We start from the raw sequence: 20,816 nt of genomic DNA, 5'->3' as shown, positions 1-20,816 counted from the left end.
GTGACTTCTACCCTGCTACCGAACCGGCGACGACGGAGTGCCGAGCGCCCAGCGATGCGTCGAGAACGTCGGCCCACGTGCGCACGATTTCGACGCGTCGCCGCGCATCGTCGGTGAGCACATCGGCCAGACCCAAGCCGCGAGCGAGGTCGAGAGTTGCCTGTACGAGACGGTGAGTGACGGGATCGTTGTCGTCGACTCCGAGGTTCTCGACGGCCATCTGGTGGGCGCGACGGCCGAACCGTTCTTCGAGAGGCACGATTCGATCGCGCAACTCGGGGTCGGCCGACGCGGCTGTCCATACCTGCAGTGCCGCTTTGAACATCGGACCGGTGTAGTACTCGACGAGCCTCTCCACCACGAGCTTCGTCCGTCCCGGTCCCGGCGGAATGTCCTGGGCTTCGCGCCGCGCGTCGTCCATTCGGGTATCGAACATGTACTCGAGAGCCCCGGTGATGAGGTCCTCACGCGTCGGGAAATGGTGCTGGGTCGCGCCGCGGGAGACGCCGGCACGTTCGGCGACGACGCCGACCGTCGTAGCTACCCAGCCCTGCTCCGCGAGTGAATCGATCGTCGCCTCGAGCAGTCGCTGACGCGTCACCCTGCTGCGATCTTGCTTGGGTTCGCGCGCCATCACCATCTCCCTACTTCTCCAGCACCCAGGACGGGGGCCTTTTCTCCAGAAAGGACATCATCCCCTCTCGGGCCTCGTCCGATGCAAACAACCTGGCCGATTGCTCGGCCACCGCCGTTCCCCGCTCGTCCATCTCGCGTCTGATGGCAGCCGTGGTGAGACGCTTCGACTCGGCCAGGCCCTGCGGAGAGCACTTGCGGAACATGATCATGTAGTCGGCCACCACTGCCGCAGGAAGGGCATCGGCCACAGTGACCAGACCGATTGCCTCGGCGGTGGCACCGTCGAACGTCTCCCCGGTGAGAAAGTAGCGACTCGCCGCGCGGGACGTCAGCCGCGGCAACACGGCCACCGAGATGACCGACGCGGCCAGGCCCAGACGAGCCTCCGTCAACGCGAATGAACTCTCCGGTCCAGCGACCGCAACGTCGCAGGCGGCAACGAGTCCCATCCCGCCGGCTCGCACGTGCCCGTCGATCTGCACGACAACGGGTTTGGGGGTGTCGATGATCAGCCGCATCAGGTCGAGCATCTGCCGGGTGCGCAGTTCCGGCGACGACCCCGCTTCGCGCAGATCGGCTCCGGCACAGAACGTGGTGCCGGTGTGGCCGAGCACGATCGTTCTGATGTCATCGTTCTCGGCCGCGGCGACGAGGCCGGCGCTGAGCTCGTCGACCAACACCGAGGACAACGCATTACGGTTCCCCGGCGAATCCAACGTCAGATACGCCGTGCTCGTGGAGTTCTCGGCGAGAACGGCCATCAGTAGCTCCTGGGCAGTCCGAGCGAGTGCTGGCTCACGAAGTTGAGGATCATCTCCCGACTCACCGGAGCGACGCGGGCGATGCGTGCGGCACCGAGCATTGCTGCCAACCCGTACTCACTGCTCAAGCCGGCACCACCGTGGGTCTGGATCGCCTGATCGAGCGCCTTGATACTGGCCTCGGCGGCAGCATATTTCGCCATGTTCGCGGCCTCGGCAGCGCCGAAGTCGTCGCCGGAGTCGTACAGCACCGCGGCCTTCTGCATCATCAGTTTCGCCAACTCCAGCTCGATCTTGCACTGCGCCAAAGGGTGCGCCAGACCTTGGTGAGCACCGATCGGCGTCTTCCAGACGGTGCGTTCTTTGGCGTATTTCACCGCGGCGTCGATGGCGTATCTGCCCATCCCGATGGCCATAGCGGCACCGAGAATGCGTTCGGGGTTCAGTCCGGCGAACAGCTGCATCAGCGCGGCATCGGCCTCGCCGACAAGAGCCTCGGCGGGCAGCCGGACGTCGTCGAGGAACAACACGAACTGGTGATCGGGCTCGACGATGTCCATCTCCATCTGCGTCTTCTGCAGTCCCGGAGCGTCGGTGGGCACGATGAACAGGGCCGGCTTGAGCTTGCCGGTCTTGCTGTCCTCGGTGCGCGCCACGATCAACACGGCGTCGGCCTGATCCACACCGGAAATGTAAATCTTGTTGCCCTTGAGGACCCACTCGTCTCCGTCCCGACGCGCGGTGGTGGTGATCTGGTGGGAGTTGGATCCGGCGTCGGGCTCGGTGATGCCGAAGACCATGATCTTGGAACCGTCGGCGAGAGCGGTGAGCCACTCCTGCTTCTGATCCGGTGTGCCGTACTTGCCGATGATGGTGCCGCAGATGGCCGGGCTGACGACGACCAGCAGCAGACCGGCACCGTGCGCGGCCAACTCCTCCTGCACGAGCGCGAGTTCGTAGATGCCCGCGCCACCGCCGCCGTACTCCTCGGGCAGGTTGACGCCGAGGAAGCCGAGCTTGCCCGCCTCGTTCCACAGTTCGGTCAGCGGCTCACCCTTGCGCGCCTTCGGCAACACGTAGTCGATGTAGTTGTAGCGCTTGCCCAGTGACGAGACTGCGTTGCGCAGCCCCTTCTGCTCTTCGGTTTCGATGAAACTCATGATTGTTCCTCTCCTACTACTGCCAAGACCTGTCCTACTTCGACTTGCTGACCCTGCTTCACATTCATTTCGGTGAGCACGCCGTCTGCCGGTGCGGTCACCGTGTGTTCCATCTTCATCGCCTCGAGCCACAGGATCGGCTGCCCTGCGGTGACGGTATCGCCCTGCACGGCAGCGATTCTGATGACGCTGCCGGGCATCGGTGCGAGTAGTGAACCGGCCGCAACCTCCTCGGAGGGGTCGGTGAACCGCGGGGCCTTGATCAACCTGACCGGACCCAGTGCGGAATCGACGAAGACGTCCGATCCATAACTGCTCACCTCGAAGATTCGACGGATTCCGTTGTCGTCGAGAGTCACCCGGGTCGGTGTGTGTGCCACCAGCTCGACGCCCTCAACCGAGGACGTCAACCCGCTGCGTCCGATCGAGTATTCGACGGTGATGTCGTTGTACGTCTTGCGCTGCGGCTGCGACCTCAGGTTGCGCCAGCCGCCGGGCAATCCTCGGTTCACCCGCGCCTGCGCGGTGTTGTTCGCCGCGTCGGCCAGAGCTGCTGCGAGAGCCGACAGTTCTTGGGTGCGGCCGTCTGCGATCGGCTGAGCCAGGACATCGAGCCCATGCGTGTCGAAGAACGCCGTGTCGGTATCGCCGGCCATGAACGCCGGATGTCGCAGAATGTTGACCAGCAGATCGCGATTGGTCTTCAGGCCGTGAACGGTGGCTTTCTGCAACGCTTTCGCCAGCAGATTCGCTGCCTGGTCTCGCGTCGGAGCGAACGAGATGACCTTCGCGAGCATCGGGTCGTAGTGAGTTCCCACCACGCTTCCGGTCTCGACGCCGGAATCCACTCTGATTCCTGCCCGCTCCAACACCTCGAACTGTGAACCGGGAATCTCGAACCGATGCACGGCACCGCTCTGCGGCTGCCAGTCCTGAGCCGGATCCTCGGCGTACAGGCGAACCTCGATGGAGTTTCCCCGCGTCGCGGGCTGTTCGGCCGGTAGCCGCTCCCCCGCCGCCACCTGGATCTGCAGCGCAACGAGATCCAGACCCGTCGTGCACTCGGTGACCGGGTGCTCCACCTGCAGACGGGTGTTCATCTCGAGGAAGAAGAAGTTGCCCTTCTCGTCGGCGAGGAATTCGACGGTGCCTGCACCCTCGTAGCCGATGGCCTCGGTGGCCAGTGTCGCAGCATGAAAGAGCTTCTCGCGCATGCCGTCGATGCGTTCGACGAGCGGTGACGGAGCCTCCTCGACGACCTTCTGATGCCTGCGCTGGATCGAGCACTCGCGCTCGCCCACCGTCCACACCGTGCCGAACCGATCGGCCATGACCTGAACTTCGATATGTCGGCCGGTCTCGATGTACCGCTCGACGAACACCGTTCCGTCGCCGAATGCCGAGAGTGCCTCCCGCCCGGCCGCTTCGAGCTCCGAATCCAAGTTCTCGAGTTTGCGCACGATACGCATCCCGCGTCCGCCGCCGCCCGCCGAGGCTTTGATCAGCACCGGTAGTTCGTTCTCGGTGACCGACTCGGGATCGAGCTGGGTCAGTACCGGCACGCCGGCGTCGGCCATCATCTTCTTGGACTCGACCTTCGAGCCCATCAGTTCGATGGCCTTGACCGGTGGCCCGATCCACGTCAAACCGGCATTCTGCACCTGCTGTGCGAAATCGGCGTTCTCCGAGAGGAATCCGTATCCCGGATGTACGGCGTCGGCTCCGGCCTGTACCGCCGCGGCGATGACGAGCTCGCCGCGCAGGTAGGTCTCGCTCGAGCTGTTGCCGGGCAGCCGCACTGCAGAGTCGGCCTCACGCACGTGCGGGGAGTTCGCGTCGGCGTCGGAGAACACGGCGACGGTGTCGATACCTTCGGCGCGGCAGGTGGTGAAGACGCGTCGGGCAATTTCGCCGCGGTTGGCTACGAGAATCTTGTTCGGCATGCGCGCATCACATCCGGAAGACACCGAAGTTTGCGGTGCCTTCGATCGGGGCGGAGGCGATGGCCGATAGGCACATCCCCACTACCGTACGGGTGTCACGGGGGTCGATGACGCCGTCGTCGTACAGGCGTCCGGACAGGAACATCGGCAGCGACTCGGCTTCGATCTGCGCCTCGATCATCGCGCGCAATCCGGCGTCGGCCTCCGCGTCGAATGCCTGACCGCGGGCCTCGGCGGCAGCGCGTCCGACGATCGAGATGACGCCGGCCAGCTGAGCGCCACCCATGACGGCAGATTTGCTCGACGGCCACGCGAAAAGGAAGCGGGGGTCGAAGGCGCGGCCACACATGCCGTAGTGACCAGCACCGTAGGACGCACCGAGCAGGATGGAGATGTGCGGCACCGTCGAGTTGGAGACGGCGTTGATCATCATCGAGCCGTGCTTGATCATGCCGCCTTCCTCGTATTCCTTACCGACCATATAGCCGGTGGTGTTGTGCAGGAACAACAGTGGCGTATTCGAGCGGTTCGCGAGTTGGATGAACTGCGTCGCCTTCTGCGATTCCTCACTGAACAGCACGCCGCGTGCGTTGGCGAGGATGCCGATGGGATACCCGTGCAGCTCGGCCCAACCGGTGACGAGCGAGCCGCCGTACATGGGCTTGAACTCGTCGAAATCGGAGCCGTCGACGATGCGGGCGATGACCTCGCGGGGATCGAACGGGATCTTCAGGTCGGTGGGGACGATGCCGAGCAGATCCTCGGGATCGGCGAGTGGCTCGATGACCTCGGCGCGGGGCTCGGGCCCCTTCTTCTTCCAGTTCAACCGGGAGACGATGCTGCGACCGATGCGGATGGCGTCCTGCTCGTCGACGGCGAAATAGTCTGCAAGACCGGACTTTCGGGCGTGCATCTCAGCCCCACCCAGGGACTCGTCGTCCGAATCCTCGCCGGTGGCCATCTTGACCAGGGGCGGGCCGGCGAGAAATACCTTGGATTGTTCCTTGATCATCACCACGTGATCGGACATGCCGGGGATGTACGCACCACCGGCGGTGGAGTTACCGAACACCAACGCGATGGTGGGAATCCCCGCCGCCGACAGCTGCGTCAGATCGCGGAACATGCGCCCGCCGGGGATGAACACCTCTTTCTGCGTGGGCAGGTCGGCACCGCCGGATTCGACGAGGGAGATCACCGGCAACCGGTTCTGGGTGGCGATGTCATTGCCGCGGAACCCTTTCTTCAGAGTCCACGGGTTGCTGGCTCCACCGCGGACGGTGGGATCGTTGGCGACGATGAGGCATTCGACTCCGCACACCACGCCGATGCCCATGACGGTGCTGGCCCCGACGGGAAAGTCGCTGCCCCAGGCCGCGAGTGGGCACAGCTCGAGAAACGCGGAGTCCTCGTCGATCAGCAGCTCGATGCGTTCACGGGCGAGCAGCTTGCCACGCTTCTTGTGGCGGTCGACGTACTTCTGACCGCCACCGAGCAGCGCTTTCGAGTGCTCGGCGTCGATCTCGGCCAGTTTGGTGTGCATGGCCTCGGTGGCACCGGAATACTGTTCCGTCGCGGTGTCGAGGGTGGACTTCAGCACGCTCATGCCTGGTACCCCAATCGTTTTGCAGCAAGCCCGGTGAGAATCTCGGTGGTGCCGCCGCCGATACCGAGGATGCGCATGTCGCGGTACTGCCGCTCGACTTCGCTCTCGCGCATGTAGCCGAGTCCACCGAAGAGTTGCACCGCCTGATTGGCCACCCACTCGCCGGATTCGACGGCGGTGTTCTTCGCGAAGCAGACCTCGGCGATGAAGTCGGCGTCTTCCTGCATCGATCGCTCGACGAGGGAGCGGGTGTAGACGCGAGCGATGTCGATCTTGCGAGCCATCTCGGTGACGGTGTTCTGGACGGATTGCCGTGCGATGAGCGGCTTTCCGAACGTCTCGCGATCGCGGACCCACTGCAGCGTCAGATCGAGGCACCGTTGTGCGCTGGCGTAGGCCTGGGCGGCGAGGGCGATGCGTTCGGTGAGAAACGCCTGCGCGATCTGCGCGAAGCCACTGTTCTCGGCACCGACCAGGTTGCTCACCGGCACTCGGGCGTCGACGAACGAGAGCTCGGCGGTGTCGGATGCGCGCCAGCCCATCTTGTCCAGCTTGTTGGTGACCTCGAACCCGGGGGTGCCCTTCTCGATGACGAGCAGGGAGACACCGCCTGCACCATCGCCACCCGTGCGTACCGCAGTGACGACGAAATCCGCACGGCAGCCCGAGGTGATGTAGGTCTTCGACCCGTTGACGACATAGTGCTCGCCGTCCTTGACCGCCTTCGTCCGCAGGTGGCCGACGTCGGAACCACCGCCCGGCTCGGTGATCGCGAGCGACCCGATCTTCTCCCCCGCCAGGGTGGGCCTTACCCACTTGTCGATCTGCTCGGAGTCGCGGGCTGCAACCAAGTGCGGCAACGCAATTCCACTGGTGAACAGCGAGGCGAACAGTCCGCCCGAGGCACCGGCCTGATGCATCTCCTCGCAGATCACAACAGCGTCGGCCAGGTCTCCACCGTCACCGCCTACCTCTTCCGGGAAGCCCGCTCCGAGCAAACCGAGTGCGGCCGCCTTCTTGTGCAGATCACGCGGGATCTCACCGTCGGCTTCCCACTGATTCATGTGCGGCGCAATGTCCTGCTCGACGAAGCTGCGGACGGTCTTGCGAAGCTGTTGACGCTCGGGCGTAGTCCAAATACTCATACGAGTGCTCCCTTGTAAGCGAGTGTTTCCGGGATGTCGATGTGCCGCGACCGCAGCCATTCACCGAGCCCCTTGGCCTGTGGATCGAATCTGGCCTGCGAAGCCACGCCTTGGCCGAGGATGCCCTCGATGACGAAATTCACAGCCCGCAGGTTGGGCAGTACATGCCGAGTCACGGTGAGTTTTTCAGCCTCGGGCAACATTGCCTTCAGGGTATCGACAGTCAATGCGTGGGCGAGCCAGGCGAATTCGTCGTCGGTACGTACCCAGACCCCGACGTTTGCGTTGCCGCCCTTGTCGCCGCTTCGGGCCGCGGCGATGGTTCCCAGTGGTAGCCGGATGGTCGCTTCGTCTGCTCTCGGCACCGGGAGAGTCGGTTCAGCGAGGGGTTCCAACGCCCGCGTGTCCGTCGACGGTGCGATGGCGCTTTCGGTGCCGTCGGCCAAGTGCGCTGTATGCGGTACGTCCTGAGCGTGGACGTAACCTGCGGTGAACACTCCATACGGTGCTCCGTTTCCCGGCGGCGCGGTCACCGAAAACCCGGGGTAGCTGGCCAGTGCGAGTTCGACTGCAACGGCCGAGAACTGGCGTCCGACGACGTCGGGATTGCTGTCGCGGGCAACACAGCGCAGCAGGGCGCTGGCCGTCTCCTCCGTCTCGGCGTCCGGCTTGTCGGTACGCACCAGAGTCCAGTCCAGCTCGGTAGGCCGCACGGAGAGCCATGACTCGAATTGACGTTGCGCCAGCGCAGCTTTGGCCTCGATGTCCAGACCGGTGAGTACCATCGTGAATTCGTTGCGGAAGCCGCCGAGCGCGTTGAGCGACACCTTGTAGGTGGGCGGCGGGGCTTCTCCGGTCACGCCCGTGATGGACACCCGATCGCTGGACTCCTGCGCCAGGATCGCGGTGTCGATGCGCGCAGTGACGTCGGGGTTCGCGTAACGCCCGCCGGTGATCTCGTACAGCAGCTGAGCGGTCACGGTGCCGACACTGACGGCGCCGCCGGTGCCCTCGTGCTTGGTGATGACACTCGATCCGTCGCTGTGAATCTCGGCGATCGGAAAGCCCGGGCGGGACATGTCGGCGATCTCGGTGAAGAACGAGTAGTTGCCGCCCGTCGCCTGAGTACCGCACTCGATGACGTGCCCGGCGATGACTGCCCCGGCCAACGCGTCGTAATCGGTGGTGCTCCAACCGAAGTGAGCGGCTGCCGGTCCCACGATGACGCTGGCGTCGGTGACGCGCCCGGTGACGACTACGTCGGCACCGGCGTTCAGGCATTCCACGATGCCCCAGGCACCGAGGTAGGCGTTGGCGGTCAGTGGTGTGCCCAACCCGAGCTCGGCTGCTCTGCCGAGGAGATCATCGCCATCGACGTACGCGATTTTCGCACCGGAGTCGAGCTTCTCGAGCGCCTCGGCCAACCCGCGGGGATTGAGCCCACCGGCGTTCGCGACGATCTTGACGCCTTTGTCGAGGGCCAACCCCAGGCAGTCCTCGGCCTGGCGCAGAAAGGTTTTGGCGTAACCGCGGGTTGCGTCCTTCATACGGTCGCGGCCGAGAATGAGCATCGTCAGCTCGGCGAGGTAGTCACCGGTGAGGTAGTCGAGGTCGCCGCCCTCGAGCATCTCTCGCATGGCCGAGAGTCGGTCTCCATAGAAGCCGGAGCAGTTGCCGATTCGTACCGTCATGACTTCTCCCGTCCGCCCCCGGGAGGGCCTGCGAAGGCTTGGGCAATGGTGAGCCAGTGCGCGGCGTCCGATCCGTCGGCGTGGACGTCCAGATCGTCGCGGTGCGCGCGCTGGGTGACGAGAAGGCAGAAGTCGAGAGCTGCTCCCGTGACACGCTGCTTTGCGTCGTCGGGGCCCCAGGTCCACAGCTCCCCCGAGGGCGCGGTGAGCTCGATTCGAAACGGGTCCGCCGGCGGAGTCTGCTCGTTGACGGCATAGGCGAAATCTCTTGTCCGTACGCCGATGTGCGCGACGCCGCGAATTCGGTCGGTTGGCACGCGGGTGACGCCCAGCGCGTCGGCGACGTCCTGGCCGTGCGCCCACGTCTCCATCAGTCGTGCGGTGGCCATGGACGCGGCACTCATCGGGGGTCCGAACCACTGGATCTTGACACCCGACGGGACCTTCCCCAGCGCGTCCGTCATGGCGTGGCGACGTGATCGCCACGCGCTCAACAGTTCCGGATTGCTCGCTTCGTGCTCGGCAGCCTCGTCGACGAAGCCGGTGGGATTCTCCCAGGCCTTCTTCAGCGTGAGAGCGAACTCCTCCTCGGCTGCGGTGTCGCCGGATGCTGCTGACGTGGTGCGCTCTGCGACGTGATCCGTCCAGGACAGATGTGCGATCTGGTGCGCGATTGTCCAGCCCGCCGCTGGAGTCGATGCGGACCAGCGCTCAGGTGCGAGTTCGGCCACCAGCGCGTCGAGGTCGTCACCCTCGGCGCGCAGGTCACCGACGAGTGTGTCGAGGTCTGCCATGGGTCCAGCTTCACAAAGGGTTGCGAAAAAAGCAAGCACGCTTGCTTGTTAATCTGTAACCTCACGTTCGCTTGCTGTCTCTACCGTGACCCCGGTGAGAATCTCGAGCCTCGTCGTCGTCACCGCTATCCTCGCCCTCATGGCTGCTGGCTGCTCCTCTGCGGACCCGTCTCGTGAAGACCCGACCCCCGACGAACCGTCGAGCATTCGGGTGGCGACGTTCAATGCCAGCCTGAACCGGCCCGCCCCCGGGCAGTTGGTGACCGACTTGCAGGGCGAGAACGCACAAGCCCGCGCGGTCGCCGATGTGATCACAGCGAACTCACCGGATGTGTTGCTGGTCAACGAGTTCGACTATTCCGGTGATGATGCACCGGCCCTGTTCAACGACAGCTACCTGGACGGGCAGTATCCGTACTTCTTCACCGCACCGGTGAACACCGGCGTCGATTCGGGACTCGACCTGGACCGGAACGGCGAACTCGGCGGACCGGGCGACGCCTGGGGGTTCGGGCAGTTCCCGGGCCAGTACGGGATGGTCGTGTACTCGAAATTTCCGATTGCGACCGATTCGGTACGGACGTTCCAGAATTTCCTGTGGAAGGACATGCCGGATTCGCTGTTGCCACGCGACTACTACGGCGACGTGTCCGACGCGCTGCGCCTGTCCAGCAAGTCGCACTGGGACGTGCCGATCGACGTGAACGGCTCGACGCTCCATGTGCTGGCCTCGCACCCCACTCCCCCGTCTTTCGACGGACCCGAGGACCGCAACGGTAAACGCAACCACGATGAGATTCGGCTCAGTGCCGACTACATTTCCGGTGCCGACTACCTCTACGACGACAACGGTATGCGCGGCGGACTCGAAGAAGGGGCGTCGTTCGTCATGCTGGGCGATCAGAACAGCGATCCGGTCGACGGCGACTCGGTGGCCGGTTCGATCGCGCAGGTTCTGGATCTGCCCCGCGTTCAGGACCCCGCGCCTGTGTCGGACCAACACGGCACGGACACAGCCGATTTCGCTGATCCGACGCCGGGCGATCTGCGCGTGGACTACGTATTGCCCTCGGACGATTTGACGGTGCTCGACTCTGCCGTCCACTGGCTCTCGGGTACCGAGCACCCCTCGGACCACCGACTGGTGTGGGTCGACATCCAAATATGATGGGTGCGTGACCGATCTACCGATTGTCGAATTCGCGTACCCCGGCCCGCTTCGGGATGCCCTGGTTGCGGCTGTGCTGTCCGGGGCGAAGACCACCACGGCCAGCCTGTTGGTCCAGTACACCGACGAGGACCTGCCGAGCGTCGGTGATCGCGGTGCGGTGGTGGATTCGGCGGGTGTCGTGGTCGCAGTCATCGAGACCACAGGTGTCGATGTCGTTGCACTGAAAGATGTTTCGCTGCAACATGCGCTCGACGAGGGTGAGGGATACGCCGATGTGGCGCAGTGGCGGGCCGGACACGAAAGATTTTGGCAGTCGGCTGAAATTCGCGAAGAATTGGGCGACCCGGGCTTCACCGTGACCGACCACACCCAGGTGGTGCTGGAGCGGTTCGTACTCGTGTGAGACTGCGATCGAGTGGCCGTTTCGGGGTGAATGAACTGCTTCGTACGCGACGTCACTCGACTCACGAGGAGGTACGAGCTGCTGCTCGAGAGAATCCGACAGCGGGTAGCCAGCATCCATTGGGCAGCAGCATGTTCGACGTCGGAGCGAATCGCGCATCCCATCGGCTCGATCCGGATATCTGTCGGTGGTAGCGCACGAGCGTTTTTCTCAATCTGACGACTACCGGTGAACGCTTGTCCAGCGCAGCGTCCACCGGTAGCTGTTCACCTGGTTCGGACCTACCGAGTTGACGACTGCCGAGTGCTGCGTGAGAACCGATCGAACCGGTAGGGTGTGGGGTCGATCTCGGATGGACGCCTGCCGAGTTCGGCCGCAAGCAGTGCGGCCGAACCGCAGGCCATCGTCCAGCCCACATGTCCGTGTCCGGTGTTGACGAACAAATTGTTGCGGGGCGTCGCACCGATGATCGGAGGCCCGTCCGGCGTCATCGGGCGCAATCCCGAGCGATACTCGACGGAGCTCCAGTCCAATGCTCCGGGAAAGAGTTCGTCACCGGCAGCGCGTATCTCGGCGAAATTCGAGGGGGCATGGGTCTTGTCGTAGCCGGCGAATTCGGCGACAGCCGACATACGGAGTGTCGACCCGAACGGCGACCACGCAACCAGAGATCGTTCGTCGATACCGCCGGTGTACGGTGCCAGTGACTGGTCTCGTATCGCGACCGAGAGGCTGTATCCCTTGGCCGGATAGACAGGGACGCGGAGGCCCGCGGTGCGAGCGAGTGTGCTCGACGCGCTGCCGAGGGCCAACACGTAGCAGTCGGCGTCGATCTCGCTACCTCGAGCGGCACGAGCCCTGACGATCGAGGTGCCGTCGGACTCCAATGACTCGATTCTCGTGTTCAGCTCGAACCGGACACCGAGGCGTTCGGCTGCCGCCGCCAAGCCCACGGTGAACAGCGCCGGGTCACCGGTGCCGTCGTCCTCGTCGTGAACAGCTCCTGCGAAGTCGATGGTGCTGTTGGCCAGAGCAGGTTCGACTTCGAACGCCTGTCCCCGGGTGAGTAGGCGTTGCGATCTCCCCTGCTGACGCATCAGCTCGGCTTTGCTGCTCGCCTCTTGGAGGGCGGCTGCGTCCCGGTAGAGGTAGAGGATCCCTCCGTCGGTCCGGTGATACTCGAGTGACTCCTCTGCCGTCAGCTTCTCGAGCAAGGTCTGACTGTAGGAGGCGAGCTCGTACTTGGCGAGGGTGTTCTTCAGGCTGCGTGCGGGAGTGCATTCGCGCATGAATGCCAGGCCCCATCGGATCAACGCTGGATCCAGGCGAGGTTTCACCCGAATGGAGGTTTGCCCTCCGACCAGCGATCGAAGCAACATTTTCGGTGCTTGCGGAGACGCCCACGCATACGAATGCCCCGGCGCGATCAAACCGGCCGTCGAGGCTGTGGTGTCGTCTGCGACGCGATCTCGCTCGTCGTAGACCACCACCTCGTGGCCCTCGCGTGCCAGATAGAACGCACTCGTCACACCGATCATGCCGCCACCTAAAACTGCGATTCTCATTCGAAACCCCCGCCGGACTGCACAGCTAGAGCGGTGATCTCAACCAACAGTCTCTCATCGAGAAGACCGGCAACGACCGTGGCTCTGGCCGGCCTGTGCCGCCCGAACCTCTCGCGCCACACCCGGTTCATCTCGGCGGCGTAGACCGCCGATGTCAGATATACGGTCGTCGAGACGACATGATTCAGATCGGACCCCGCGGCGAGCAGTACTCGCTCCAGACGATCGATCGCGATCTCGGTCTGCTTCGCCGGATCGCCCTCGCCCACGATGGATCCGTCGTCGTCGAACGACACCTGGCCCGAAACATGGATACTTCGTCCATCTTGCACATACGCGGGGTAACTGGTGGTCTCGTCGGCGATGCCTACGAGATTTGCAGATATGAGGGTCATTTCATTCCTCTTTCTTCAGAACTTCTTGGAAATAGAATCGCCATCCGAGAGAGCCGCACCAGGCAGTGACAGCAATTGCGACAATTGGCGCTCCATAGAAAAGTGCTTCCAGCATCAGTGCGCTCCGGTGTTGTCGAGAATCGGTTCGTTCGAGGTTTGAGTTCGTCGTGGATACTTCTTGCTCGTCGCTACCGCGGCCACGGTGTAGGCAATCAAATTCGCAGCGACACCGGGGAGAAGACCGTCGAGACCAAACGGGCTCATCAGTACCCACTGCCACACGACCGTGACCGCAGCACCCGCAGATATACCCCACAGCGCGGCCGGCGCGGAGCGAACACCGAACAGCACTGCACCGAACAGTGGCACGATCATCGTCGGTGCCCAGAGTGTGTAGCTGTAGAGCAGCGCGTCAACGATGGACGGAACTGTGAGCGCGAAGACGGTGGCACCCGCGCCGACGACCACGCTGAGAGTTCGTTCGATGTTCAGCCTCTTGCGCTGCGAAGCCTCGCGCTTCGCCAATGGTCGGTAGAGATCGTCGGTGAACACCACTGCGGCGGAGTTGATGTAGCTCGATGCCGTCGACATCACGACCGCCAGAAGCGCCGCAACCAACAATCCGAGCAGACCGATCGGCATCAGATTCGTCACGACGGTCGGTAGTGCCGAATCCGGCTCGATGTCCGGATAGAGCACGAATGCAACCGCTCCGATCGAGGCCGAGATGAAGAAGAAGAAGAACGAGAAGATGCCGGCGGTGACGAAACCCTTACGGGCGTGCGAGGAGTCGGGGGTCGAGAAGGTGCGTTGCGCATACGGAGGAACCAAAGTCTCACCGAGCAGCAGAGCCGCGAACAAACCGACGAACTTCATGACGCTGTACTCGCCCATCAGCGTCAAGTGATCGGAAGGAAGGGCGTCGACGAGAGCCGAAGGCCCACCCACTGCATGTAAGCCGATGAGCAACGTGACGGGGATCAGGACGCCGAGGAAAACGAACTGCAGGAGATCGGTCTGAATGACGGCCCAGGCTCCGCCGAACGCGGAATAGAGGACGGTAATGCCCATACCCAGAATGATCGCCAGTGTCGGCGGAACGTCGAGAGTTGCGTTGACGACCGTACCGATCGCCAATGCCTGTGCGCCCAGAATCCCGGTGCACAACACGATCGACAATCCGCCCGTGATTATGCGAGCGGGCTTGCCGTAGTGCGAATACATAACGTCACCGAGTGTGTGCGCACCCCGGTAGCGTTTGAGCTTGGGAGCGACGAAGAGTCCCACCAGCACGGTCTGGATTCCGAAGGCGCAGAAAGCGAACATGTAGACGTACCCGTCGCGCATCGTCGCCCCGGCGACACCCAACGATGCGCCGCCGCCCAGAAATGCAGCAGCGAGGCTGCCGAAGAAGACTGGCCAGACAATACGATTGCCGGCAACCGCGAAATCATCGACATTCGAGACCTTTTTCATGGTCTGTACACCGACCACGATCAACACTACGAAATATCCGGCTACTGCAATCCAATCCAATACTTGCATGACTTCTCCTCCGTCGGCGATGGAAAAATCGTATGCCGTAGTCTGCTTTCAGGTCTTCATCAAAAAGCCCAGCATCGGCTCCCGTACGTCGATATTCTTGGGCAAGTTGCACACATGCCCAGGTTCGGCGTTACGTCGAAGTTAATCGGACGGGAGTTCGTCGTGCTCAGTAACGAGCTGGCACAACAGATCGCAGTGGACATCACGGAGATCATCGGGCACAACGTGCTGATCACCGACGCCACCGGGATCGTCCTCGGTAGCGGCGAACAGGGCCGCGTCGGACAATTCCACGAGGCGTCGATCGTGGTGATAGAAACCAACAGCACACGTAGTCATTCGAGCGCCGACGTACGAAGCCTGCGAGGCAGCCTACCCGGCAGCACGCTTCCGCTCACCCTCGATGGTCGAGTGGTCGGCACCGTAGGTCTGTCCGGTGCTCCCGAGCTGGTCGAACAGTTCGGTCAGATAGTCAAGCGTCAGACGGAAATCCTAATGAGCGAGGCCAGCCGCATCGGAACCAGGGTCTCCCGCCAGCGCGCCGTCGAAGATTTCCTGCGGGACGTATTCGACTGGCACCGTAGTGACGTGTCGATGCAGAGCGTCGAGAATCGAGCTGCTGCGCTGTCCTTCGACATCGGTATTCCGCGCCGTGTCTTTCTGGTCAAGACCGACAACACGTCGCCGGCGAGCGAGGTCGGCAAGCGAACCGACGCCGACCCTACGACCGCTGTCCTGGAATGGATTCGACACACAGCCGAAACCCCGCAGGAGATACCCGGCAGGCTCTCGCGAAATGTCATCGCCGTGATGACCCCGATGGGGAGCACCACCACCGACGACGACCGTCGCTGGCAGACGCTCGTCGAGCGGGGCAGGGCCAACACATGGTCGATAGCGGTCGGGGTGGGACCAAGCGCGTCCGGCGTAGCTCGATTGAACGCGTCGGCCCAGGACGCGCGCGACGCCCTCGAGCTCGGTCGCCAGGTTTTTCCCGAACGACACATCTACGACATCGACCGGATGCGTCTGTTGCACGCCGTTCGGGCTGTTCCTGACAGCACCCGTCGCCGACTGGTCGACACCGTGCTGGGCGACATCATCCATGCCCCGGACTGGGAAATCCTGAAGCGAACCCTGATGACGTGGGGCGAGAGCGGCTTCAACTCGTCCAAGACAGCCGAAAAGCTCCACCTGCACCGAAACACTCTCGCCTACCGACTCGTCAAGATCAACAAGCTCACCGGGTACACGACCTCGCCCAGCAGCGACTCCGTGCTGTTGTACATCGCCGCGTTGATGCACGACTCGCCCTGATCTCCTCGCTGGGAGAAGCAACGTGTCGGTGGGCAGGTGTATAGGCGCGAGCACATCGATTCCGTTTTGCCACAACACTATTGGTGTTGACGGATGCCTCATTCCCCCGTACTATCGAACACACGTTCTACGTTTTCTTGCAACACTTGCCGGGGGCGACTCAAGATGACTACATCCACATCAGCGCGCAGTCGGTTCGCGGCCTATCTGGGGCCACAATCGAAGCCGTATATCGACAGCGCAGTGCTTTGCGAGATCCGAGACGTAGCGATTCTGGAGAATCAAGCGTGCGCTCGCAAGGTCGCCGTGGCCGCCGTGATCTGGGACTCGTGCATTCATCAGAACGTTCTGGTCGGCGATGTCATTCAGGATGCGGGGAACTATGCAGCGTCCGAAATTGCGCACGTTCTGGGCTGCTCGAAGACCGTCGCGAATTCGTACGCCGAGATCGGCATGGACCTGCGGCTGCGGCTTCCCGCCATTGCGGCCGCATTCGAAGCCGGCGAACTCGATCTGCCCCGAGTCCGTGCGATCTACCGCTGCACTCACAATCTGACGCAGGACGCGGCGACGGCTGTGCAGAGTGAAGTTCTCCACGCTGCCAGACGCTTATCCCCCGGCCCGCTCGCAACCGAAATCTGGTCGATCATGTACCGCATCGCACCAGAGGAAGCCGCCGCTCTTCGTAAGGACCTGGAACGACACACCAACGTCACCTACACCGACAAGTATGTGCTGTCGACACTGAAAGCTGATCTCACCGCAGCCGACGCCGCCGCCGCGTGGCAACTCATCAACGAGATGGCCGCCACCGTGTGTCGACGCGATCCGCGGAACAGAGGGCAGAAGCGAGCGGCGGCGTATGTGGCTCTGCTGCATCAAGAGTCGTCACTGGCATGCATGTGTGAGCCCACCGAAGACCACCCGTGCACGGCCGATACTTCGCGCCCGGATCGGCGTGCGCCGCTGACGGTGATCACGGTCGACCTCGCCACGCTCGCCGGTCTTCTCTCCAATCCTGCTCACCTGTCCGGGCACGGCACCATCGATGCCGAATACGCCCGGGAACTCGCCGACAACGCGCACTGGCAGATCCTCCTTACCGAGGCACGCAACCTGGCCGAGAACCTGGGCTACGGCGAAGACCTCGTATCGCTCGTGGACCTCGACGGCAACACCAGCACCGACACCGACACCGACACCGACACCTACAACACCGCAGACAAAGGTGCCGAAGGCAAGACCGCCAGCAGCAGCGAAGCGAACCACAGTAATCCGAGGGGCGGCCCGAAGAAGCACCGAGGATCGCAGGCACGAAAGGCGAAGAACAGCAGGTCCAAGGGCAGCAGGTCGCATCTGGTGTTTCATCCGCTGGGACGCGGTCGTCGTCGCGTCGGCGGTTCTGTTCCTCGGCCCCCGCGAACACCGAAGTCCTCACAGCCACCGCGAAACACCTGTGTCGCCACGCCGTATCGCGGCACGTACACGTTCGTTGCCGAACTCGAAGCGGCCATCGCAACCGATCCCGCTCGCGGGCTTGCTCCGCACCCTGACGGTCACGGCGGTCTCGTGCTGCCGCCACCCGGCGCGCTCGTCTACCGCCCTGGAACTGCACTGGCCGAACGCATTCGGTATCGCGACCGCACCTGCCGCCACCCGGGTTGCGACGTTCCGGCCCAGAAATGCGAGATCGACCATATCGTCCCGTATCTCCATCGCGATCCGATGACCGGCGGCTGGACGATCGACACCAACCTGCACTGCCTGTGCCGCTATCACCACAGCCTGAAGACCATGGGTCTGTGGACTCCTGTCATGCTCGGCGACGGAGTCGAGTTCTGGATCTCCGACGCCGGCACTACAGCAATCACGGTTCCCGGCACGACGCAACTCGCGGACCTCAGCCATCTACCGAAAATCCTCGCAAAACCGAGAGGGACGTCACCACAGCGTGATTCGCCGACTGCGAAGCCAGCTGCACCTCAACCGACCCCGATTCCCTCCTCGACACCCGAGGACGAGCCACCGCCCTTCTGATCGAACCCGGGTGTGCGGACAACTGAGACAGAGACCGTCATGCCCGCCGAATCGGCGCGAAGGTCTCCGTCGCATCCTGCGTGAGGAAGTCCAGCAGAATCGCGTTGCACAGCGCAGGCTTCTCGACCAACAATCCGTGCGAGGTTCCCGGCACGACGGCGAACTCGGCATCCGGCACGCTCCGATAGAACTGGGCAGCGTGCTCGATGCTCACCTCGTCGTCGTCGCCGATCATCACCAGCGTGCGCATCGACAACCGAGCCAGATCCGCAGTCGTCAGCGCCGGATCCGCACTGTGCATGTCATCGAGCCTGCGGACGAAGTCGGATCGATCGCTCTGGCCGGACATTCCCCCGCCCCACCCGTCACGATGAAAGACGCTCGCGACGCAGGCGAGACGCTCGACCAGATCCGGTCGCTGCAGCGCGACCAACAGCGCCACCACCCCGCCGTCGCTGCATCCCGCCAGCTTCACCGGACCGCCGACCACCTGCTCGATGAACGCGATGGTGTCGGTGACCATGTCCGAGAAGGTCAACGCCGTCGACACCCCGGGCTCCTCGACATCAGGAGTGCGGCCGTGCCCTCGACGCTCGGGCGTGTACACCCGCAGCGCCCCGGCCAGCCCGGCCACGGTGACCTCGAGAGCCTGCGCGCCGACGCCACCCGGATGCAGAAACACCAGCGGCTCCCCGTCACCCACAACAACGTCACCCACAACAACGTCACCCAGTACCGCGTACCACGTATTCACCGGTCCGAGCTGTATCCACCGCTCTTCCACGACACTCTCCCGCCTGCACCCGAGTCGCCTACTGCAGCCACGCTCGGCTACCTGTGCAGACCTGCGCACTCCCCGAAACTCACCGGACAGTTCCGATCACGCGAGTCCGGGCCCCGCCTCCTTCGCTTCCTCTTCGTCTCGCTGCTGCTGAGCGGCAGCCAGACCCGACATCGTGCGCAGCGGCACTTCCTTGAGGAACAACACCAACACGAACCCGATGAGCATCAGAATCGATACGGCCAGGAAGACGTAGTCCATGGCATCGGAGAAGCCGATCCGGAACGGTTCGGCAAGTGCAGGATCGAGCTTCTGGATGAACGAACTGTCCTGCAACGCACTGCCGGCCACGGAGGCGTCTCCCGAGGCGATGGCCTGAGCGAAGCCGGATTGCAGAGGATCGGAACTGGTTGCGGCGCTCTGTACCGCCTGCTGGAAGGCCGGCGTCGAACTCGCGGCGATCAGCGCGTCACCGGTCTTCGGAGTCAGCTGCGTGAACAGCATCGACAGGAACACTGCCACACCCACCGTTGCACCGATCTGACGGAAGAACGTTGCCGCAGAGGTCGATACACCCATGTCCTTGGGCGGCATCGCATTCTGGATCGCCAGTGTCAGCGGCTGCATCATCGAACCCAGCCCGAGTCCGAACACACCCATGACGACCATCGTCTGCCACAGCGGGGTATCGGCGTGCACGTAGTGGAAGACGAACATCGCGATGGCCATCAGTGCAGTGCCGACGATCGGAAAGATCTTGTAGCGCCCCGTCTTCGAGATCATCCGACCCGAGACGATCGATGCGACCATCAATGCCCCTACGAGAGGCAGGGTCTGGTAACCGGCCAGCGTCGGCGAGGATCCCTTGACCACCTGCAGATACTGCGGCAGCAGTGAGATTCCACCGAACATGGCCGCGCCGGCGATGACACTGACCGCAATACACAACGAGAACAACGGGTTTCGGAAGAATCGCATGGGGATCAGGGCGTCGTCGCCCATCTTGATCTCGGCAAGCACGAACGCGATGACGCCGACGATGCCGATTCCGAAGCACAGCAACGCTCGCGGGGAGCTCCATCCCCACACCCGACCCTGCTCGGCGATGATGAGCAGCGGCACGAGGCCGACACTGAGCAGCACTGCGCCCCACCAGTCGACACGCGCTTCGCGGCGGTACACCGGCAGGTTCAGCACCCGCCACACGACGACGAGCGCGATGATGCCCAGGGGCACGTTGATGTAAAAAACCCAACGCCAGCCGGTGATTCCGAGGATCGACGACTGTCCGGCGAGCAGACCGCCGATGACCGGACCGAGGACACTCGAGGTACCGAACACGGCCAGGAAGTAGCCCTGATACTTGGCGCGCTCACGCGGCGGAACGATATCGCCGATGATGGCCAGTGCCATCGACATCAGGCCGCCCGCCCCCAGACCCTGAACGGCCCGGAAGGCGGCGAGTTCGTACATCGACGTCGCGATACCGCACAGCATGGATCCGACGACGAAGATCGAGATGGCCGTCATGAAGAACGGCTTGCGCCCGTACAAATCGGAGAGCTTACCGTAGAGCGGAGTCGACACCGTCGAGGTGATGAGGTACGCCGTTGTCACCCAGGCCAGAACCGAGAACCCGTTGAGATCGTCGGCGATGGTGCGCACGGACGTCGACACGATGGTCTGGTCAAGGGCAGCGAGGAACATACCCATCATCAGGCCCGACAGAATCGTCATGATCTCGCGATGCGAATACTCGCCGGTCGCGGGCTTCACTTCAGGCTCGGTTACCATCTCTTGACTGCACCTTTACGTAGCGTTTGCTTGTGTCCTACAACGATATTCGGGACACCAGCATGCGCGCAG

At 63.3% G+C, this 20,816-nt stretch carries 17 protein-coding genes; 4 read left to right on the top strand and 13 right to left on the bottom strand.

The annotated features are described in order from the left end of the window. Positions 1–7: 7 nt before the first annotated feature. The 8 genes from ACIGGF_RS09335 to ACIGGF_RS09300 are packed head-to-tail and all read right to left on the bottom strand — an operon-like array spanning position 8 to position 9,736. A complete protein-coding gene (locus ACIGGF_RS09335) occupies positions 8–634 on the bottom strand; it encodes a TetR/AcrR family transcriptional regulator (RefSeq protein WP_032380839.1) in 627 nt (208 codons plus the stop codon). A gap of 10 nt (positions 635–644) precedes the next feature. Further along, on the bottom strand, positions 645–1,397 hold the full coding sequence (locus tag ACIGGF_RS09330; protein ID WP_397521079.1) for an enoyl-CoA hydratase family protein: 753 nt from the start codon (positions 1,395–1,397) through the stop codon (positions 645–647). Continuing rightward, positions 1,397–2,557, bottom strand: coding sequence for an acyl-CoA dehydrogenase family protein (locus tag ACIGGF_RS09325; protein WP_397521078.1), 1,161 nt, complete (start codon positions 2,555–2,557; stop codon positions 1,397–1,399). The genes ACIGGF_RS09330 and ACIGGF_RS09325 overlap by 1 nt, the downstream gene beginning before the upstream one ends. Next, the gene (locus tag ACIGGF_RS09320; protein WP_397521077.1) at positions 2,554–4,500 is read right to left on the bottom strand and encodes a biotin carboxylase N-terminal domain-containing protein; all 1,947 of its coding nucleotides are present in this window, start codon (positions 4,498–4,500) and stop codon (positions 2,554–2,556) included. The genes ACIGGF_RS09325 and ACIGGF_RS09320 overlap by 4 nt, the downstream gene beginning before the upstream one ends. 7 nt (positions 4,501–4,507) lie before the next feature. Continuing rightward, positions 4,508–6,106, bottom strand: coding sequence for an acyl-CoA carboxylase subunit beta (locus ACIGGF_RS09315; protein WP_397521076.1), 1,599 nt, complete (start codon positions 6,104–6,106; stop codon positions 4,508–4,510). Beyond that, positions 6,103–7,251 (bottom strand): acyl-CoA dehydrogenase family protein, encoded by a 1,149-nt coding sequence (locus ACIGGF_RS09310; protein WP_397521075.1) that lies wholly within the window; start codon positions 7,249–7,251, stop codon positions 6,103–6,105. The genes ACIGGF_RS09315 and ACIGGF_RS09310 overlap by 4 nt, the downstream gene beginning before the upstream one ends. Continuing rightward, complete coding sequence (locus ACIGGF_RS09305) at positions 7,248–8,942, bottom strand: acyclic terpene utilization AtuA family protein (protein WP_397521074.1); 1,695 nt, start codon at positions 8,940–8,942, stop codon at positions 7,248–7,250. The genes ACIGGF_RS09310 and ACIGGF_RS09305 overlap by 4 nt, the downstream gene beginning before the upstream one ends. Continuing rightward, positions 8,939–9,736, bottom strand: a complete 798-nt coding sequence (locus ACIGGF_RS09300; RefSeq protein WP_397521073.1) for a TIGR03084 family metal-binding protein — start codon at positions 9,734–9,736, stop codon at positions 8,939–8,941. The genes ACIGGF_RS09305 and ACIGGF_RS09300 overlap by 4 nt, the downstream gene beginning before the upstream one ends. A gap of 94 nt (positions 9,737–9,830) precedes the next feature. Here ACIGGF_RS09300 and ACIGGF_RS09295 point away from each other — a divergent pair, with 94 nt between their 5' ends. Together ACIGGF_RS09295 and ACIGGF_RS09290 are read left to right on the top strand one after the other, a co-directional pair. Next, positions 9,831–10,904, top strand: a complete 1,074-nt coding sequence (locus tag ACIGGF_RS09295) for an endonuclease/exonuclease/phosphatase family protein (protein WP_397521072.1) — start codon at positions 9,831–9,833, stop codon at positions 10,902–10,904. A 7-nt stretch (positions 10,905–10,911) separates the two neighbouring features. Continuing rightward, the gene (locus ACIGGF_RS09290) at positions 10,912–11,310 is read left to right on the top strand and encodes an ASCH domain-containing protein (RefSeq protein ID WP_397521071.1); all 399 of its coding nucleotides are present in this window, start codon (positions 10,912–10,914) and stop codon (positions 11,308–11,310) included. A gap of 281 nt (positions 11,311–11,591) precedes the next feature. On the opposite strand, the gene ACIGGF_RS09285 is transcribed toward ACIGGF_RS09290, so the two are convergent. The 3 genes from ACIGGF_RS09285 to ACIGGF_RS09275 form a co-directional block, all read right to left on the bottom strand. Continuing rightward, complete coding sequence (locus ACIGGF_RS09285; protein ID WP_397521070.1) at positions 11,592–12,875, bottom strand: D-amino acid dehydrogenase; 1,284 nt, start codon at positions 12,873–12,875, stop codon at positions 11,592–11,594. Next, positions 12,872–13,270: a RidA family protein gene (locus ACIGGF_RS09280; RefSeq protein ID WP_397521069.1), complete on the bottom strand. Its 399-nt coding sequence runs from the start codon at positions 13,268–13,270 to the stop codon at positions 12,872–12,874. Before ACIGGF_RS09280 ends, ACIGGF_RS09285 begins: the two co-directional genes overlap by 4 nt. Positions 13,271–13,384: 114 nt before the next feature. After that, on the bottom strand, positions 13,385–14,815 hold the full coding sequence (locus tag ACIGGF_RS09275) for a sodium:solute symporter (RefSeq protein WP_397521068.1): 1,431 nt from the start codon (positions 14,813–14,815) through the stop codon (positions 13,385–13,387). Between the two features lie 162 nt (positions 14,816–14,977). Between ACIGGF_RS09275 and ACIGGF_RS09270 the strand changes: the two genes are divergently transcribed. Both ACIGGF_RS09270 and ACIGGF_RS09265 read left to right on the top strand, forming a co-directional pair. Beyond that, entirely contained in the window at positions 14,978–16,132 is a 1,155-nt protein-coding gene (locus ACIGGF_RS09270; protein WP_397521067.1) for a CdaR family transcriptional regulator, read from the top strand. A gap of 165 nt (positions 16,133–16,297) precedes the next feature. Continuing rightward, the gene (locus tag ACIGGF_RS09265; RefSeq protein ID WP_397521066.1) at positions 16,298–18,169 is read left to right on the top strand and encodes a DUF222 domain-containing protein; all 1,872 of its coding nucleotides are present in this window, start codon (positions 16,298–16,300) and stop codon (positions 18,167–18,169) included. 37 nt (positions 18,170–18,206) lie between these two features. Here ACIGGF_RS09265 and ACIGGF_RS09260 read toward each other — a convergent pair whose 3' ends face one another. Together ACIGGF_RS09260 and ACIGGF_RS09255 are read right to left on the bottom strand one after the other, a co-directional pair. After that, positions 18,207–18,923, bottom strand: coding sequence for an alpha/beta fold hydrolase (locus ACIGGF_RS09260; RefSeq protein WP_397521065.1), 717 nt, complete (start codon positions 18,921–18,923; stop codon positions 18,207–18,209). A 126-nt stretch (positions 18,924–19,049) separates the two neighbouring features. Then, the gene (locus ACIGGF_RS09255) at positions 19,050–20,744 is read right to left on the bottom strand and encodes an MDR family MFS transporter (RefSeq protein ID WP_397521064.1); all 1,695 of its coding nucleotides are present in this window, start codon (positions 20,742–20,744) and stop codon (positions 19,050–19,052) included. Between the last annotated feature and the right edge of the window lie 72 nt (positions 20,745–20,816).

Origin of the sequence: Rhodococcus sp. NPDC078407, from assembly GCF_044542515.1 — a bacterium.
Lineage (GTDB): Bacteria > Actinomycetota > Actinomycetes > Mycobacteriales > Mycobacteriaceae > Rhodococcoides.
Note: the sequence above shows the minus strand (reverse complement) of the source record. Positions and strands in the feature narration are given on the sequence as shown.

What these genes read in the sequence shown, in the direction of transcription:
- ACIGGF_RS09335 (WP_032380839.1), bottom strand. Translation starts at nt 634, where the DNA reads ATGGCGCGCGAACCCAAGCAAGATCGCAGCAGGGTGACGCGTCAGCGA.
- ACIGGF_RS09330 (WP_397521079.1), bottom strand. Translation starts at nt 1,397, where the DNA reads ATGGCCGTTCTCGCCGAGAACTCCACGAGCACGGCGTATCTGACGTTG.
- ACIGGF_RS09325 (WP_397521078.1), bottom strand. Translation starts at nt 2,557, where the DNA reads ATGAGTTTCATCGAAACCGAAGAGCAGAAGGGGCTGCGCAACGCAGTC.
- ACIGGF_RS09320 (WP_397521077.1), bottom strand. Translation starts at nt 4,500, where the DNA reads ATGCCGAACAAGATTCTCGTAGCCAACCGCGGCGAAATTGCCCGACGC.
- ACIGGF_RS09315 (WP_397521076.1), bottom strand. Translation starts at nt 6,106, where the DNA reads ATGAGCGTGCTGAAGTCCACCCTCGACACCGCGACGGAACAGTATTCC.
- ACIGGF_RS09310 (WP_397521075.1), bottom strand. Translation starts at nt 7,251, where the DNA reads ATGAGTATTTGGACTACGCCCGAGCGTCAACAGCTTCGCAAGACCGTC.
- ACIGGF_RS09305 (WP_397521074.1), bottom strand. Translation starts at nt 8,942, where the DNA reads ATGACGGTACGAATCGGCAACTGCTCCGGCTTCTATGGAGACCGACTC.
- ACIGGF_RS09300 (WP_397521073.1), bottom strand. Translation starts at nt 9,736, where the DNA reads ATGGCAGACCTCGACACACTCGTCGGTGACCTGCGCGCCGAGGGTGAC.
- ACIGGF_RS09285 (WP_397521070.1), bottom strand. Translation starts at nt 12,875, where the DNA reads ATGAGAATCGCAGTTTTAGGTGGCGGCATGATCGGTGTGACGAGTGCG.
- ACIGGF_RS09280 (WP_397521069.1), bottom strand. Translation starts at nt 13,270, where the DNA reads ATGACCCTCATATCTGCAAATCTCGTAGGCATCGCCGACGAGACCACC.
- ACIGGF_RS09275 (WP_397521068.1), bottom strand. Translation starts at nt 14,815, where the DNA reads ATGCAAGTATTGGATTGGATTGCAGTAGCCGGATATTTCGTAGTGTTG.
- ACIGGF_RS09265 (WP_397521066.1), top strand. Translation starts at nt 16,298, where the DNA reads ATGACTACATCCACATCAGCGCGCAGTCGGTTCGCGGCCTATCTGGGG.
- ACIGGF_RS09255 (WP_397521064.1), bottom strand. Translation starts at nt 20,744, where the DNA reads ATGGTAACCGAGCCTGAAGTGAAGCCCGCGACCGGCGAGTATTCGCAT.